The 14,770-nt window shown below is 75.6% G+C and carries 13 protein-coding genes; 5 read left to right on the top strand and 8 right to left on the bottom strand.

Annotated features, from left to right (window positions below):
- Positions 1 to 3 precede the first annotated feature (3 nt).
- Genes BXA05_RS02950 through BXA05_RS02935 form a run of 4 tightly spaced genes read left to right on the top strand, consistent with a single transcriptional unit; the run spans position 4 to position 3,382 of the window.
- Positions 4 to 936, top strand: coding sequence for an NAD(P)-dependent oxidoreductase (locus BXA05_RS02950; protein WP_076403807.1), 933 nt, complete (start codon positions 4 to 6; stop codon positions 934 to 936).
- Positions 933 to 1,844, top strand: coding sequence for an NAD(P)-dependent oxidoreductase (locus BXA05_RS02945; RefSeq protein WP_009861162.1), 912 nt, complete (start codon positions 933 to 935; stop codon positions 1,842 to 1,844). Before BXA05_RS02950 ends, BXA05_RS02945 begins: the two co-directional genes overlap by 4 nt.
- Positions 1,845 to 1,853: 9 nt before the next feature.
- Positions 1,854 to 2,519: a pentapeptide repeat-containing protein gene (locus BXA05_RS02940; RefSeq protein WP_021483362.1), complete on the top strand. Its 666-nt coding sequence runs from the start codon at positions 1,854 to 1,856 to the stop codon at positions 2,517 to 2,519.
- Positions 2,519 to 3,382: a carbohydrate kinase family protein gene (locus BXA05_RS02935; RefSeq protein WP_076403806.1), complete on the top strand. Its 864-nt coding sequence runs from the start codon at positions 2,519 to 2,521 to the stop codon at positions 3,380 to 3,382. Before BXA05_RS02940 ends, BXA05_RS02935 begins: the two co-directional genes overlap by 1 nt.
- 185 nt (positions 3,383 to 3,567) lie before the next feature.
- On the opposite strand, the gene BXA05_RS02930 is transcribed toward BXA05_RS02935, so the two are convergent.
- Complete coding sequence (locus BXA05_RS02930; protein ID WP_076403804.1) at positions 3,568 to 4,311, bottom strand: response regulator; 744 nt, start codon at positions 4,309 to 4,311, stop codon at positions 3,568 to 3,570.
- On the bottom strand, positions 4,308 to 5,684 hold the full coding sequence (locus BXA05_RS02925) for a sensor histidine kinase (protein WP_083711299.1): 1,377 nt from the start codon (positions 5,682 to 5,684) through the stop codon (positions 4,308 to 4,310). The genes BXA05_RS02930 and BXA05_RS02925 overlap by 4 nt, the downstream gene beginning before the upstream one ends.
- Positions 5,685 to 5,854: 170 nt before the next feature.
- Here BXA05_RS02925 and BXA05_RS02920 point away from each other — a divergent pair, with 170 nt between their 5' ends.
- A complete protein-coding gene (locus BXA05_RS02920) occupies positions 5,855 to 6,751 on the top strand; it encodes a GAP family protein (RefSeq protein ID WP_076403802.1) in 897 nt (298 codons plus the stop codon).
- 94 nt (positions 6,752 to 6,845) lie between these two features.
- Here the strand turns inward: BXA05_RS02920 and BXA05_RS02915 are convergent, their stop codons facing one another.
- From BXA05_RS02915 to BXA05_RS02890, 6 genes are all read right to left on the bottom strand, one after another.
- Entirely contained in the window at positions 6,846 to 8,315 is a 1,470-nt protein-coding gene (locus BXA05_RS02915) for a flotillin family protein (RefSeq protein WP_034652746.1), read from the bottom strand.
- 120 nt (positions 8,316 to 8,435) lie between these two features.
- Complete coding sequence (locus BXA05_RS02910) at positions 8,436 to 8,906, bottom strand: NfeD family protein (protein WP_076403800.1); 471 nt, start codon at positions 8,904 to 8,906, stop codon at positions 8,436 to 8,438.
- 144 nt (positions 8,907 to 9,050) lie between these two features.
- Positions 9,051 to 10,070, bottom strand: a complete 1,020-nt coding sequence (locus BXA05_RS02905) for a phosphotransferase family protein (RefSeq protein ID WP_076403798.1) — start codon at positions 10,068 to 10,070, stop codon at positions 9,051 to 9,053.
- 65 nt (positions 10,071 to 10,135) lie between these two features.
- Entirely contained in the window at positions 10,136 to 11,758 is a 1,623-nt protein-coding gene (locus BXA05_RS02900; RefSeq protein WP_076403795.1) for a RecQ family ATP-dependent DNA helicase, read from the bottom strand.
- Entirely contained in the window at positions 11,755 to 13,563 is a 1,809-nt protein-coding gene (locus tag BXA05_RS02895; RefSeq protein WP_076403793.1) for a pyruvate dehydrogenase, read from the bottom strand. Before BXA05_RS02895 ends, BXA05_RS02900 begins: the two co-directional genes overlap by 4 nt.
- A 156-nt stretch (positions 13,564 to 13,719) precedes the next feature.
- Positions 13,720 to 14,706 carry an NAD(P)/FAD-dependent oxidoreductase gene (locus BXA05_RS02890; protein WP_076403791.1) on the bottom strand — a complete coding sequence of 329 codons (987 nt, stop codon included), beginning with the start codon at positions 14,704 to 14,706 and terminating at the stop codon, positions 13,720 to 13,722.
- Positions 14,707 to 14,770: the final 64 nt, after the last annotated feature.

The following is a 14,770-nucleotide window of genomic DNA, read 5'->3' as shown; positions in this document are numbered from 1 at the left end:
ACGATGTCCGACCAGTCACCCGCCCCAGCAGCCGCCACGCGGCCCGTCACCGTGCTCGGCCTCGGGGCGATGGGCCGCGCCCTCGCCGCCGGGACCGTCGCCGTCGGTCACCCCACCACGGTGTGGAACCGCACGCCCGGACGTGCGGACGTGCTCGTCGCGGCCGGCGCGCGCGAAGCGGCGTCGGTGCGCGACGCCGTCACCGCCTCGCCGCTCGTCGTCGCGGTCCTCCTCGACCACGCGTCGGTGCACCAGACGCTGGACCCGGTGGCGGAGGAGCTCGCGGGCCGGACGCTCGTCAACCTCGTGACGACGACGCCCGAGGAGTCGCGCGAGCTCGCCGCGTGGGCGGGCTCCCACGGGGCGGCCTACCTGGACGGCGGCATCATGGCCGTCCCCGGCATGATCGGCGGGGCGGGGGCCGAGATCCTGTACAGCGGGTCGCGCGCGGCGTTCGACGACTCCCGCCCCGTGCTCGACACGTGGGGCGCGAGCACGTGGTTCGGCGAGGACCCGGGCCTCGCGCCGCTCTACGACCTGGCGCTGCTCGCGGGCATGTACGCGATGTTCGCGGGCTTCTTCCACGGCGTCGCGATGGTGGGGACGGCGGGTGTGAGCGCGCGCGACTTCGCACGCCGTGCCGCGCCCTGGATCGCGGCGATGACGTCGGAGCTCGCCGGCTACGCCGACGTCATCGACCGCCGTGACTACGCGGGCCCTGGCCAGCAGAGCCTCGAGTTCTCGGACCTGTCCGACATGGTCCGGGCGAGCGCGGAGGCCGGGCTCGCGACCGACGTCGTCGCCGCCGTCCAGGCGCTGGTCCGCCGTCAGATCGAGGCAGGCCACGGCGCCGACGGCTTCGCGCGCGCCGTCGAGAGCCTCCGAGACCCGGTCCGCACCCCCGTCGGCACCGCCCTCGCAGGAGGAGCACGATGAGCACACCCGCCCCCGTCACCCTGATCGGCCTGGGCCCGATGGGCCAGGCGATGGTCCGCACGCTGCTCGCCGCGGGCCACCCCGTCACCGTGTGGAACCGGACGCCGGCGCGCGCCGACGCGCTCGTGGCCGAAGGCGCGGTCCTCGCCACGACGGCGGCCCAGGCCGTGGCGGCGAGCGACCTCGTCCTGCTGAGCCTGACGGACTACGCCGCGATGCACGACGTCCTGGACGCCGCGACGGAGGTCCTGCGCGGTCGGACGGTCGTCAACCTCGGCTCGGGCACCCCCGGAGAGACCCGCACCGCGGCCCGGTGGGCGGACGAGCACGGCGCGACGCTCGTCACGGGCGGCGTCATGACGCCCCCACCAGGTGTCGGGGGCGCCGACGCGTACGTGTACTACAGCGGTCCGGAGGCGGCGTTCCGTGCGCACGAGACCACGCTCGCGCTGCTGGGCGCACCCCGCTACCTCGGCGATGACCCGGGGCTCGCGCAGCTCCTGTACCAAGCGCAGCTCGACGTGTTCCTCACCGCGCTGTCGGGCGTCGCGCACGCGGCCGCGCTCGCGCAGGCGGCCGGGGTCGCACCCACGAACTTCGTCCCGGAGGCGCTGCGGACGCTCGTCGAGACGCCCGCGATGATCGCGGGCGACGGCCCGCCGGGCGCGGAGTTCGAGACCGGCGTCCACCCGGGCCACCTCAGCACCGCGACGATGATGGGCGCGACCGCGGCGCACGTCCTCGGAGCGAGCGAGGAGCTGGGAGTCGACGACGTGCTGCCGCGCGCCGTGCTGTCGCACTACGAGCGCACGCTCGCCGCCGGGCACGGGCGGGACGGCTGGACGGCGATCTTCGAGGTCGTCAAGGCGCGGACGCCCGCGGCGCAGGGCGTCGGTGGAGAGTCCTAGGCTCGGGGCGTGCCCCCGAAGAAGCCGACGACCGAACCACCCGCGATCGACCCGGTCGTCCTGGACGACCTCCAGCCCGGTGACGCCTACGACCTCGAGGCGGAGGCCGATCTCGAGGGGTTCGAGATCACGGACCTCCGTCTCGACCGGCTCGACCTGCACGGCGCGACGGTGTTCTCCACGCGGCTCGACCAGGTGCGCGCCGACGAGGCAGACCTGGGGGCGGTGACGCTCACGGAGGTCGTGCTGGGGCGCCTCGACGTCCCGGTGGTGCGCGGGACGCGCGGCCGGTGGCGCGAGGTCGAGGTGCGGGGCGCGCGCCTCGGGTCCGCCGAGCTCTACGAGTCGTCGTGGGCCGGGGTGCGGTTCGTCGGGTGCAAGCTCGGGTTCGTCAACCTGCGCGGCGCGTCGCTGCGCGACGTGGTGTTCACCGACTGCACGATCGACGAGCTCGACCTCGTCGCGTCCGACGCGCTGCGCGTCGCGTTCGAGGGCACGCGCGTGCGCCGGCTCGACGTGCAGGGCGCCACGCTCGCCCACGTGGACCTGCGCGGTGCCGAGATCGACGAGCTCGGTGGCATCGAGTCGCTGCGCGGCTCGACCATCGACTCGATGCAGCTCGCCCGCCTGGCCGCGACGTTCGCCCACAGCCTCGGCATCACGGTGACGGACTGATGGCGGCCCCGCAGGCCGAGGTCCTCGTGGCCGGGCCGGCGTCGTGGAACCTCCTCGTCCAGCTCGACGAGCTGCCCGCTCCCACGCCCCACACCGTGTTCGCGCGGTCGCACCGGCACACGGTCGGCGGCACGTCCGCGGGCAAGGCGCTCAACCTCGCGCGCCTCGGCCGGTCGGTGCTCCTGCGCACCGTGCTCGGGGCGGACGACGACGGCGCGCGCGTCCGGTCCCTTCTCGAGGGCGCGGGCGTGCGGGTGCTCGCGGAGCCCTCGCCCGACGGCCGCACCGAGAGCCACCTCAACCTCATGGACGACGGCGGCGGCCGCGTCTCGGTCTACCTGCGCGCACCGGGCGAGGTCCCGGCCCAGGGCGAGGCGTGGGACGCCACGGTCGCCGCGCTCGACGTGGCGCGGGCCGTCGTCGTCGACCTGGCACTGCCCGCCCTCCCGGTGCTCGACCTCGCGGTGGCCCGAGGCCGCGACGTCTGGGTCGACCTGCACGACTACGACGGCGAGTCCGCCTTCCACCGGCCCTGGGTCGACGCGGGCACGCACGTGTTCCTCAGCGGGGACCGGCTCGACGACTGGCGCGGCTTCATGGCCGCCCGGGTCGCGGCGGGCGCGCGCCTGGTGGTCTGCACGCACGGCTCGCGCGGCGCAGTCGCGCTCACGCCGGAGGGCGGCTTCGTCGAGGTCCCGGCACAGCCCGTGCCGCACGTCGTCGACACGAACGGCGCCGGCGACGGCTTCTTCGCCGGGTTCCTCGACGCTCACCTGCGCGGTGCGGGCGTCGAGGAGGCGATGCGGGCGGGCGCCCGGCACGCCGCCCTCGTCGTGCAGAGCCCGGACCTCGCCCCGGCCTGACCAGCCCTGACGACCCGACCCCTCGCCTGCCCCGCCCCGGCGCCGACCCCGGCCCGCCGCCCACGCCCCGCCCCCGCCCACCCGTCGAGCACGGGGTCGGCGACCGGATCGGGCGGGTTCCGGTCGGTAACCCCGTGCTCGGGCGGGCGTCGGGCGCGTGGTCGGCGGTCGGGTGCAAGGGGCGGTCAGGCGAGGCCGGAGTCCCGCGCGACGATCGCCGCCTGCATGCGGGTCGCGACGCCCAGCTTCGCGAGCACGCGTGAGACGTGCGTCTTGGCCGTGGCCTCGGTGATGTAGAGGTCGGTCGCGATGCCCTGGTTGGACAGGCCCCGGCCGAGCGCCGCGAGCACGTCGACCTCGCGCGGCGTGAGGTCGACGAGCCGCGGGTCGGGCCGGTCGTCGACGACGCCCCCGCCGCCCGACGCCGCGGGGTCCCCGGGACCGTCCGCGCCGCCCGGGCGCGATCCCGAGTGGGGCCGGGGGGCGGCGTCGGGCACGGGGTCGCGCGCGAACGCGGCGAGGAGCCGGCGGGTGACCTCGGGTGCGAGGACGCCGTCTCCGTCGGCGACGCGCCGCACGGCGTCGATGAGCGCGGCGGGCTCGGCGGACTTGAGCAGGAACCCCGCGGCCCCGGCGCGCAGCGCCCCGTCCACGTACTCGTCGAGGTCGAACGTCGTGAGCACGAGGACCTCGGCGAGGCGCTCGCCGGTGATGACGCGTGTCGCCTCGATGCCGTCGACGCCCGGCATCCGCAGGTCCATGAGCACGACGTCGGGCCGGAGCGCCCGGGCGTTCGTGACCGCGGCGGTGCCGTCCGCGGCCTCGCCGACCACCTCGACGTCGGGCGCGGCGTCGAGCAGGAGGCGCAGGCCCGCCCGGATGGCGGCGTGGTCGTCGGCGAGGAGCACCCGGACCGGTCGTCGCGTCACGCGTCCTGCCTCTCGACGGGCAGCCCGGCCACGGGGATCTCGGCGCGCACGGACCACCCGCCCGCGGGCAGCGGGCCGGCGCTGCACGTGCCGCCGAGACCGTCGGCGCGCTCACGCATCGTGAGCAGGCCGGTGCCGGCGCTCAGCGGCGCCTCGACCGTCCCGGAGCCGGGGGCGCCGTCGTCGCGCACCTCCAGCACGACGGCCGCCCCGTGCCGGGAGAGCTCGACGACGACCGGGGCGCCGGGCGCGTGCTTGAGCGCGTTCGTCACGGCCTCCTGCGCGATGCGGAACAGCGCCTGGTCCGCCGCCGCGGGCAGGGGCGACGCGGCGACACCGTCCGGGTCGTGGAGCGTGACGGTCGTCGTCGCGCGTGCGGCGGCGAGGAGCGTGTCGAGGCCGGCGAGGCGGCCGGGGGCGACGACGGCGTCGGACGCACCGCCGTCCTCGCGTCGCCCCTCCGTGCGCAGCAGCAGGATCATGGACCGCATCTCGTCGAGCGACGCGACGGCGCTCGCGCGCACCTGCTCGAGCGCGGCGCGGTCCTTCGCGGCGTCGGGCGGGAGGGCGAGCGCGGCGCCGGAATGGATGGCGATGGTCGACAGGTGCGACGCGATGACGTCGTGCAGGTCGCGCGCCATCGCGGCCCGCTCCGCGCGGACGGCCTCGTGCCGGTCGAGCTGCGCGATGCGCTCGAGGTCGCTCGCGCGCTGGCGCTCCAGGTCGGCCGTGCGGGCCGACGCCTCGGCCTCGCGCGCGGCGAGGTCGGCGCGCTCGCTCGCGACCTCGGCGAGCTCGCTCGTGGTGCGCACGTTGGTGGCCCACCACATCGGCACGAGGAGCAGCGCGCTGAGCTGGAGCCCCATGTACACGAACTCCCGCACGTCCCGCGTGGCCTCGCCCGCCCCGACGGCGCCCACCGCCACGACCGTCGCCGCGACGCCCCAGAGCCACGCGCGCGCCCGGGGCCGCGACCAGAGCGCCGCGGCGTAGAGCAGGTCCCACAGCACGAGCATGAGGGCGAGGCTCCCGCCCCACCGCAGGTCGACGGCGGTGACGACGACCCCGCCGAGGAGCGCGAGGATCGGGTGCGCGCGCTTGACGAGGATGAGGAGGCACCCGACGCCGAGCAGCGCGACGCGCCACCAGGCGTGCGGGGGCTCCACGACGAACGACGCGCGGACGATGCCGACGAGCCCGACCTCGAGCAGCACCCACCCGAGGACGAACGTCGTCACGGCGGAGAACAGGTCGTTGCGCCGGTCCTCGATGCGCCACACGCCGCGCAGGGAACCGGCCGCCGCGCGCCAGCGCCCGGTGCGCCCGGGCGCGGCCGCGCGCGCGTCCTGCGTCCCGCCGTCGTGCGTGCTCACGCCCCCATCCCAGCACAGCCCGCCGGGCAGCGGATCGGTCGAACGGTGTACGACGCCCGCGCCCGCTCCCCGGAACTGCGCCCGTCTCGCTCCTCCGCGGCCCGCGGTGCGGCGCGCGGGTCGGTCGTTCGCCGGACGACGCGCGCGCGCCCGGACGGGAGGCTCGGGCCATGGACCTCCCCCTCGACCTCGACGCCGTCGGCGGTCCGGGCCTCGGCCTGGCCGCGATGGCCGGCGTGCTCGTCGTGCTGGCGCTCATCGACTCCACGAGCTTCGGCACGCTGCTCATCCCCGTGTGGCTCCTGCTCGCGCCCGGGCGGCTGCGTGCGGGGCGCGTGCTCGTGTACCTCGGCACGGTGGCGGGGTTCTACCTCGCCGTCGGGATCGTCGTGCTGCTCGGCGCGGGCGCGTTCCTCGACCGGTTCGGCGACGCGCTCGACACACGCGCCGCCGCGATCGTGCAGCTGCTCCTGGGCATCGGGCTGTTCGCGCTGAGCTTCCGGTTCGACAGCAAGCGCGCGGCGCGCAAGGCCGCGCAGTCCGACGCCGCCCCGTCCGCCGCCGGCCGGCCCGACGCCGTGGGGCCCAGCCCGTGGACCGGTGCCGGTGCCGGGACCGCCGGACCAGGGGCGCCGTCGGCGCCCCCGCGTCCGGGGAGGCTCTCGCGGTGGCGCGAGCGTGCGCTCGGGATCGAGGCGGACGCCGTCGGGACCGGGGTGGTCCGGACGCGCTCGTCGGTGCTGCCGCTCATGGGGCTGGCCCTCGGTGCCGTCGCGATCGAGGTGGGGACGATGCTGCCGTACCTCGCCGCGATCGGGATCGTCACGACGTCCGACGTCGGCTGGCCCGGGAACGCTGCGATCCTCGCCGCGTACTGCGTCGTCATGGTCGCGCCCGCGCTCCTGCTGCTGCTCGGCCGGCTCGTTGCGGCGCGTGCGGTCGACCCGGTGCTGCACCGTCTCGACCGGTGGCTCACGAAGAACGCGACGGACATGACGGGCTGGGTGCTCGGGGCGCTCGGCGTGCTGCTCGCGCTCAACGCGTTCGGGCGCCTCGGCTGGGCCTGACCGGCCCCGGTTCTGCCGGCCGGCTCGCCGACCATGCGGCTGTGGCCCGCCCGGAGCTCCGGACGGGCCATGGCCGCATGCTCGGCGGGGTGGGTCAGTGCGACGTGCCGTTGGTCGGCGCGTCGCCCGAGCCCGCGAGCTGCGTGCCCGCGAGGTTGGCGATGAGCTGGTTGATGTCGACGCCGGTGAGCTGCTTGATGACGCCCTGGCCCTCGCCCAGGACGGACGCGACGTTCTTCGTGAGCGCGGACGCGCCGTCGGTCGAGACGACGGTCATGCCCTGGATGTTGCCGATCGGCTCGGCCGCGGCCCGCACGATCTCGGGCAGGCGCTCGATGAGCTCCTGGACGAGCGCCGCCTCGCCGTACTTCTGGAGCGCGTCGGCCTTGGCGTCGGTCGCCGCCGCCTCGGCGCGACCCTCGGCCTCGATCGCCGCGGCGCGGGCCTCACCCTCGGCCCGGATACCGGCCGCGAGGGCGACCTGGCGGTCGCGCTCGGCCTCACCGGCACGACGCACGGCCTGCGCGGACGCCTCGGCGTCCTGGATGGCCGCGGTCTTGTTGGCCTCGGCGATGACGGTGCGCTTGTACGCGTCGGCCTCGGTGGCGGCGTTCGCGGCGTCACGACGCGCGTTGGCCTCCTGGACCTCCGCGTACGCCTTGGCCTCGGCGGGCTTGCGGACCTCGATGTCGAGGCGCTCCTGCGTCACGCGTGCCTGCTCGGCGAGCGCCTCGCGCTCCTGCTGCGCGACGAGGCGGTCCTGCTCGGCGCGCGCGAGCTGGCCCGCGGCCTCGGCCTCGGCGTTGGCGCGGTCGGTGTCGGCCTTGATCGCGGCGCGCTTGAGGTCGAGGGCCTTCTGGCGCTCGGCGATCTGCTCGGCCGCCTCGATGACGGCGAACTCCGAGGCGCGCTGCGCCTCGGCCTCGGAGACCTCGGCGACCTGGCGGGCGCGGGCCGACTCGGCGCGCCCGAGGTTCGCGAGGTAGTCCGACCCCGGCGTCGAGATGTCGGAGATGTTGAGCAGGTCGACCTGGAGGCCCTGCTCCGAGAGGTCGGCCTTCGTGGACTCGACGACGCGGTCGGACAGGCCCTTGCGGTCGGAGATGATCTGCTCGATCGTCATGTCGCCGACGATGGAGCGCAGCGAGCCCTCGAGGGACTCCTTGATGATCTCGGTGAGCGTGCCCTGCTGGGAGAGGAAGCGCTGGGCCGCGCGGCGCACGCCCTCCTCGTCGCCCCGCACCTTGAAGTTGATCGACGCCTTGATGGCGATCTTGATGCGGTTCTTGTCCACGCCCTCGACCGTGATGCCGATCTGGCGCTGCTCGAGCGAGATGGAGAAGCCCTGCTGGAGGATCGGCCAGACGAACGTGCGGCCGCCGACGACGACCTTCTGCCCGCTGCCCCCGGCCTCCTTGCGGCCCGCGCCGCGGCCCACGATGACCAGGGCCTCGTTCGGCGGGACGCGGCGGATGCGCTTGCTGATGAAGATGACCACCGCGAAGAACGCGATGACCAGGGCGACGATCGCCAGGGTCGTGATGAGGTTCGTGTCGTCGAACATGGTCCGCGCCGGGGCGCGTCTCCTTCCGTGGGTGCGGGCAGGTCAGGACGTGCGGCAGTCGTGCGGGTGCGCAGCACCCACGGGACGACGCGCGGGGCGTCGTGGTCGGTCCGTCGGACCTCAGTCGTTGGGGTAGTGCCGCTGGACGCGCACGCGGCTCCCGGACTGCTCGAGCACGACGACGCGCGCGCCCTCCGGGATCGGTTCGTCGGACCACGCGAGGCGGCGCTCGAGCTCGTGCGCCGCGTCGAGCGAGACCTCGCCGCGCGCGGGGTCGATCGCGGTGGTCGCGGTGCCCTGGACGCCCACGAGGGACACGGGGACGCCGTCCTCCGACGCGCGCAGGTTCTTGACCAGCAGCTGGACGAGGGCCATGACGACGAGCGCCACGACGAGGGACCCGACGTACGCGAGCCACGTCGGCAGGTCGTTGGAGGCCACGATCACGCCGACGGCGCCGAACACCACGCCACCGACGCCGAGCGTCGTCCCGGACACCGCGCCGTCACCCAGGTCGACGATCTCGCCGACGAGCAGCGAGAGGAGCAGGAGGGCGAGTCCGGCGATGCCGATGACGATGAACGCGATCATGCGAGGTCCCCTCGGACGGGTGGCCACGGCGCGGGAGTGGCGTGTGGAGTTGTCGTGAACGTACGCACACCTTACCGTGACCCGACCGTGCCGTGGGGCGATCCGGGGGTACGTCACATGGGGAGGACTCCCCACGGGGGAGTCTCAGACGCCCAGCTCGTCCAGCATCCGCAGCAGGTTGGCGCGGGCCGTGCCGGCGTACCCCTCGACCCAGTCGCCCTCGTAGCCCCGCGGCACCACCTCGACCGCGAGGAGGCACGACAGGTAGGTGCGGTACAGGCGCAGGCGCGTCCACGCGGCGGGGTCGCCGCTGCCGGGCGTGCCGTCGCCGAGGCCCAGGTCGCCGCCCTCGGCGGCGTAGCCCGCGAGGAGGTCCGCGTCGACGGGCCCGGCACCGAGCTGGTCGGCGCCCGCGAGCTCGAACAGCGGGTCGCCCCAGAGCGACCGCTCGGCGTCGAGCACGCCGACGATCCGCGGGGTGTCCGGCGCGAGCAGCACGTTCCCCGGCCACAGGTCCGCGTGCACGAGCCGGGGGACCTCGACGCGGGCGAGGACCTCGCGGTGCCGGGCGACGGCGTCGCGCACCCGGGCCTCCGGGAGCTCGACCCCCCACGTGCGCGCGTCGTCGAGCACGGCGTCGACCATGCGGGCCAGCGCGTCGGGCCAGGTCGCGGCCGCGAGGCCCGACGCGGGGGCCGGGTAGCCGAACCGGTCGCCCGCGATCCGGTGCAGCCGCGCCATGAACGACCCGAGCCCACGGCGGACGGCGGCGGACTCCGCCGCGTCGTCCTCGCGCGCGCTCCACAGGGTCCCGTCGAGGAACGTCACGACGAGCGCGTCGCCGTCCACGTGCTCGCGCGTGAGGTCGGCGTGCAGCACCTGCGGGACGGGCAGGCCCGCGGCGTGGGCGGCCCGGTAGGCCGCCGCCTCGGTGCCGGGGATGCCGTGCTCGTAGCGCAGGAGCCGGGACGTGTCGGCGCCCGTGACCTTGACGACGACGCGGCCCGGGACGTCGTCGGGCGTCACGCCGGGCCGCGGGGCGAGGTCGACCGCGAAGACGCTCGCGAACATCCCGCCGCTCAGCGGCTCGGACCGCAGCGCGTCGCCGAGCGGCGCCACGAGCGCCGCGAGCTGGTCGTCCGTGACCGTCGTCCTGGTGAGCACGCGGCGATGCTACCGCCCGGGCAGGCGGCGCCGGACGCGCGCCCGCGCCGGCCACCGGCCGCGGGTCAGGACGCCGTGAGCAGGCCCTGGTCCGTCACCGCGTCGAGGCTCAGGGTCCGGTACCCGTGGGTCTCGAAGAGCACCGTCACGCGGTCGTCGCCCTCGTAGCCCATGACGGTCCCCTCGCCGAACTCCGGGTGACGCACCGTCGTGCCCGTCGACCACGGCGCGGACGCGTCGTCGGCGGCCCTCTCCTCCGCGGTCCCGGCCCAGCAGCTGTCGCAGCGCCCGCACGGCTCGGGCAGCTCCTCGCCGAGGTAGGCGAGCAGGAACTGGCGGCGGCACTGCGGGGTCTCGGCGTACGCGCGCATCATCTGCAGGCGCGAGTCGTCGACCCGGCGCCGGGCCTCCGCGAGCTCGTGCGCGACGTCGGCCACCGCACCCGGGCGCGCGTCCTCGCCGGCGAGCGCCCGCGCGTCCTCCACGAGCGCGCGCAGGCGTGCGAGACGCCGCGGCAGCCGGGCCCGCCCTCCTGACGACGACGTGCCCGACGCCGGGCCGCCCCGGCCCAGGGCGCGCGCGACCTCGCGGAGGTCGTCGCGGTCGGGCACGCCGACCGCGAAGTAGCGCTGGAGGCCCAGGTCCTCCGGCCGGTAGAAGAGCACCGCGACGGCGGGCTCGCCGTCGCGGCCCGCGCGGCCGACCTCCTGGTAGTAGGCGTCCGGGGAACCGGGGACGTCCGCGTGCACGACGAACCGCACGTCCGGCTTGTCGATGCCCATGCCGAACGCGGACGTCGCGACCACGACGTCCACCTCGTCGTCCGTGAAACGCCGCTGGGCCTCGTCGCGCTCGGCCCGCCGCAGCCCGCCGTGGTAGGCCGCGGTGCGCAGGCCCGCCTCCGCGAGCGCGTCGGCGACCTCGGTCGTGCGACGTCGCGTGCCCACGTAGACGATTCCCACGCCGTGCTCGGCCTCCGCGCGCACCCGCTCGACGACCGCGCGGTCCTTGTCCGCCGCCTCGACCGTGCGCACGACCTCCAGCGCGATCCCCGGGCGGGCGAACCCGCGGACGATCACCGCGGCGTCGCGCAGGTGCAGGCGCTCGGCGACGTCCTCGCGCACGGGCGGGGACGCCGTCGCGGTGAGCGCGAGCACGGGCGGTCGCGGGTCGAGCGTGTCGAGGCGCTCGCCGACGCGCAGGTACTCGGGCCGGAAGTCGTGCCCCCAGGTCGAGACGCAGTGCGCCTCGTCGACCGCGACGAGGCTGGGCCGGGCCGCGCGGACGGCGTCGAGCACCTCCTCGTTGGCGAGCTGCTCGGGCGAGAGGAAGAGGAACTCCAGCTCGCCCGCGGCGGCGGCCTCGAGCGCGGCGCGGCGCTCGGACGCGGGCACGGCCGAGCTCACGGCGGCGGCCCGCGCGTCGTCGTCGCCGAGCTCGAGCAGGGAGCGCACCTGGTCCTGCTGGAGCGCGATGAGCGGCGAGACGACGAGCGTCGGCCCGGGCAGCTCGAGGCCGGGGAGCTGGTAGACCGCGGACTTGCCGGCCCCCGTGGGCAGCACGAGCAGGACGTCGCGGCCGTCGAGGAGCGCGGTGATCGCCTCGCGCTGCCCGGGGCGCAGGTCGCGGTAGCCGAAGACCTCCCGGGCGGTGTCGCGGACGTCGGCGAGGGTGGGCTCGTCGGTCACGGGCGGGGCACGTTGCGCAGGTTGGCGCGGGCCATCGAGACGACCTCGCCCATGCCGCCGCCGAGGACCTCCTTGCTCATCGCGACCGCGAACCCGCGGACCTGGCCCGCGGTGATGTTCGGCGGGATCGAGAGTGCCCGGGGGTCGGTGACGACGTCGACGAGTGCCGGCCCCGGCCGGTTCAGCGCCTCCTGGAGGGCGCGGCGCAGGTCCTTCGGCTTCTCGACGCGCACCGCCGGGATGCCGATCGCGTTCGCGACCGCGGCGTAGTCCACGGGCGGCGACTCGGTGCCGAACATCGGCAGGCCGTCGACGAGCATCTCGAGGCGCACCATGCCGAGGCTCGCGTTGTCGAACAGGACGACCTTGACCGGCAGGTCGTAGTGCTTGAGCGTCACGAGCTCGCCGAGAAGCATCGAGAGGCCGCCGTCACCGGCCATGGCGACGACCTGACGTTCACGGCCCCCTGCACGCCCGGCGGCCGCGGCGCCGATGGCGTGGGGGAGCGCGTTGGCCATCGAGCCGTGGATGAACGACCCGATGACGCGGCGCTTCCCGTTGGGCGTGATGTACCGCGCGGCCCACACGTTGCACATGCCCGTGTCGACGGTGAACACCGCGTCGTCGGCGGCGACCTGGTCGAGCGTGTCCGCGACGAACTCGGGGTGGATCGGCGTCGTGCGCTCGACCTTCTTGGTGTACGCCCCGACGACGCCGGTCATCGCCTTCTCGTGCTTGGCGACCATCGAGTCGAGGAACTTGCGCGACCGCGCCTTCTTCACGAGCGGCAGGAGCGCGCGCACCGTCTCGCCGACGTCGCCCACGACGGCGAGGTCGAGGCGCGTGCGCCGCCCGAGGTGGGTCGGGTCGACGTCGACCTGCGCCGTGCGGACCGACTCCGGGAGGAACTGGTCGTACGGGAAGTCGGTGCCGAGCAGCACGAGGAGGTCGCAGTCGTGCATGGCGTCGAACGCGGCGCCGTAGCCGAGGAGTCCGGACATGCCGACGTCGAACGGGTTGTCGTACTGGATGAACTCCTTGCCGCGCAGCGAGTGGCCCACGGGCGCGGCGATCTTGTCGGCGAGCGCGATCACGTCGTCGTGCGCGCCGCGCACGCCCGCGCCGGCGAAGATCGTGACCTTCTTCGCGGCGTCGATCGCGTCCGCGAGCTGCTGGACGGCGGTCGCGTCGGGGACGACGCGCGGGGGCGCGGGCCGGCACGCGACGTCGGGCACGGCGGCCGGGGCGTCGAGGTCGGCGACGTCGCCCGGGAGCGTGAGGACGGAGACGCCGCGGGCGCCGTACGCGTGGTGGATCGCGGAGTTGATGACGCGCGGCGCCTGCTCGGCGCTCGAGATCATCTCCGAGTAGACGGAGCACTCGGTGAACAAGCGGTCGGGGTGGGTCTCCTGGAAGAACCCGGTGCCGATCTGCTTGCTCGGGATGTGGCTCGCGATGGCGAGCACCGGCACGCGCGACCGGTTGGCGTCGTACAGGCCGTTGATGAGGTGGAGGTTCCCCGGCCCGCACGACCCCGCGCACACCGCGAGGTTGCCCGTGACCTCGGCCTCGGCAGCCGCGGCGAACGCGGCGGCCTCCTCGTGGCGCACGTGGATCCACTCGATCCCCTTGCCCGCGTTCTCGCCCGCGTTGGACCGGTGCACGGCGTCGACCACGGGATTGAGGCTGTCGCCGACGATGCCGTAGATCCGGCGCACCCCCGCCTCGATGAGCTGCGCGACGAGCAGGTCGGCGACCGTGCGGTTGCGCTTGTCCTGCGGGGAGCGACCGATTCCGAACGGCATGACGTACCTCCACGGTGGGCTGGGGTCGTCCTCCATCGTGCGACGGGCCGCCCGGCCGCGCAGCGCGAGCGGGCGTCTCGTGCGTCACCCTCCGCGCGGCCGGGCGCGCGGTCGCTCTCGACCGCGAGCCCGGCCCGGGTGCCTGGGGTCGCCCCCTCAGATTGCGGGCTCGGCGTGCGCCGCGAACGGCGTCCGGCGGCGCGCGACGGCCGCCGCCGCGTCGGCCTGCGCGAGCTCCCCGTGGATCCCCGCGCCGGCCATGACCCCGGCCGCCGCCGACGCGCCGACCTGCGCCATGAGGTCGCTCGAGTTGCCTGCGGCCCACACGCCCGGGACGGCGGTCTGGCCGCGCGGGTCGGCGGGCACGAACCGCCCGAGGGGCTGCTCCTCGAGCGTGCCACCGAGCTGCTCGAACAGCTCGCCGCGCGCGACGAACCGCGGCCCGACGACGACCGCGTCCACCGGGAACGACGTCCCGTCGGCGAGCACGACCGACCGCACGGACCGGCCGTCGACGTCGAGCCGCGCGACCTCCCCCTCGACCACGCGCACGCCGAGCGCCGAGAGCTGTTCCCACGTGGCGTCGTCGGGCTCGGGGGCGGTGTGCTGGAACAGCGTGACGTGGGGGGTGAGCTGGCGGAACAGCAGCACCTGGTGCGCCGCGGCGGGCCCGGTCGCGAGCACCGCGATCCGCTGGCCGCGCACCTCCCACCCGTGGCAGAACGGGCAGTGCAGCACGCTCGACCCCCAGCCCTCGCGGACCCCGGGGACGTCGGGCAGCTCGTCGACGAGACCGGTCGCGAGCAGCACGCGGCGCGCGCGGACCGTCCCGCCGTCGTCGAGCGTGAGCGTGAAGCCGGAGCCGGCGTCGCCGTCGGCGCGGGCGACGCGCGCGTCGCGGACCTCGGCGCCGTAACCCTCGGCCTCGGCGCGGCCGGTGGCGAGCAGCTCGCGCGGCGGCACGCCCTCGCGCCCGAGCAGGTTGTGCGCGCCCTCCGCGGGCGCGTTGCGGGGCTCGCCGGCGTCGAGCACGACGACGGACCGCAGCGACCGCGCGAGCGTGACCGCCGCGCTCAGCCCGGCGGGCCCGCCGCCGACGATCGCGACGTCGTAGGGGGCGTTCTTCTCGGTGGGGGTGTCCATGACTCTCCTCGGCAGGGGACGGGGGTCCACCGCTGAGTGCGTGAAACAGTCGCGGGGATCGGCC

Origin of the sequence: Cellulosimicrobium funkei (genome assembly GCF_900155925.1) — a bacterium.
Lineage (GTDB): Bacteria > Actinomycetota > Actinomycetes > Actinomycetales > Cellulomonadaceae > Cellulosimicrobium > Cellulosimicrobium funkei.
This window is presented reverse-complemented; position numbering and strand designations above follow the sequence as displayed.

What these genes read in the sequence shown, in the direction of transcription:
- BXA05_RS02950 (WP_076403807.1), top strand. Translation starts at nt 4, where the DNA reads ATGTCCGACCAGTCACCCGCCCCAGCAGCCGCCACGCGGCCCGTCACC.
- BXA05_RS02945 (WP_009861162.1), top strand. Translation starts at nt 933, where the DNA reads ATGAGCACACCCGCCCCCGTCACCCTGATCGGCCTGGGCCCGATGGGC.
- BXA05_RS02935 (WP_076403806.1), top strand. Translation starts at nt 2,519, where the DNA reads ATGGCGGCCCCGCAGGCCGAGGTCCTCGTGGCCGGGCCGGCGTCGTGG.
- BXA05_RS02920 (WP_076403802.1), top strand. Translation starts at nt 5,855, where the DNA reads ATGGACCTCCCCCTCGACCTCGACGCCGTCGGCGGTCCGGGCCTCGGC.
- BXA05_RS02915 (WP_034652746.1), bottom strand. Translation starts at nt 8,315, where the DNA reads ATGTTCGACGACACGAACCTCATCACGACCCTGGCGATCGTCGCCCTG.
- BXA05_RS02910 (WP_076403800.1), bottom strand. Translation starts at nt 8,906, where the DNA reads ATGATCGCGTTCATCGTCATCGGCATCGCCGGACTCGCCCTCCTGCTC.
- BXA05_RS02895 (WP_076403793.1), bottom strand. Translation starts at nt 13,563, where the DNA reads ATGCCGTTCGGAATCGGTCGCTCCCCGCAGGACAAGCGCAACCGCACG.
- BXA05_RS02890 (WP_076403791.1), bottom strand. Translation starts at nt 14,706, where the DNA reads ATGGACACCCCCACCGAGAAGAACGCCCCCTACGACGTCGCGATCGTC.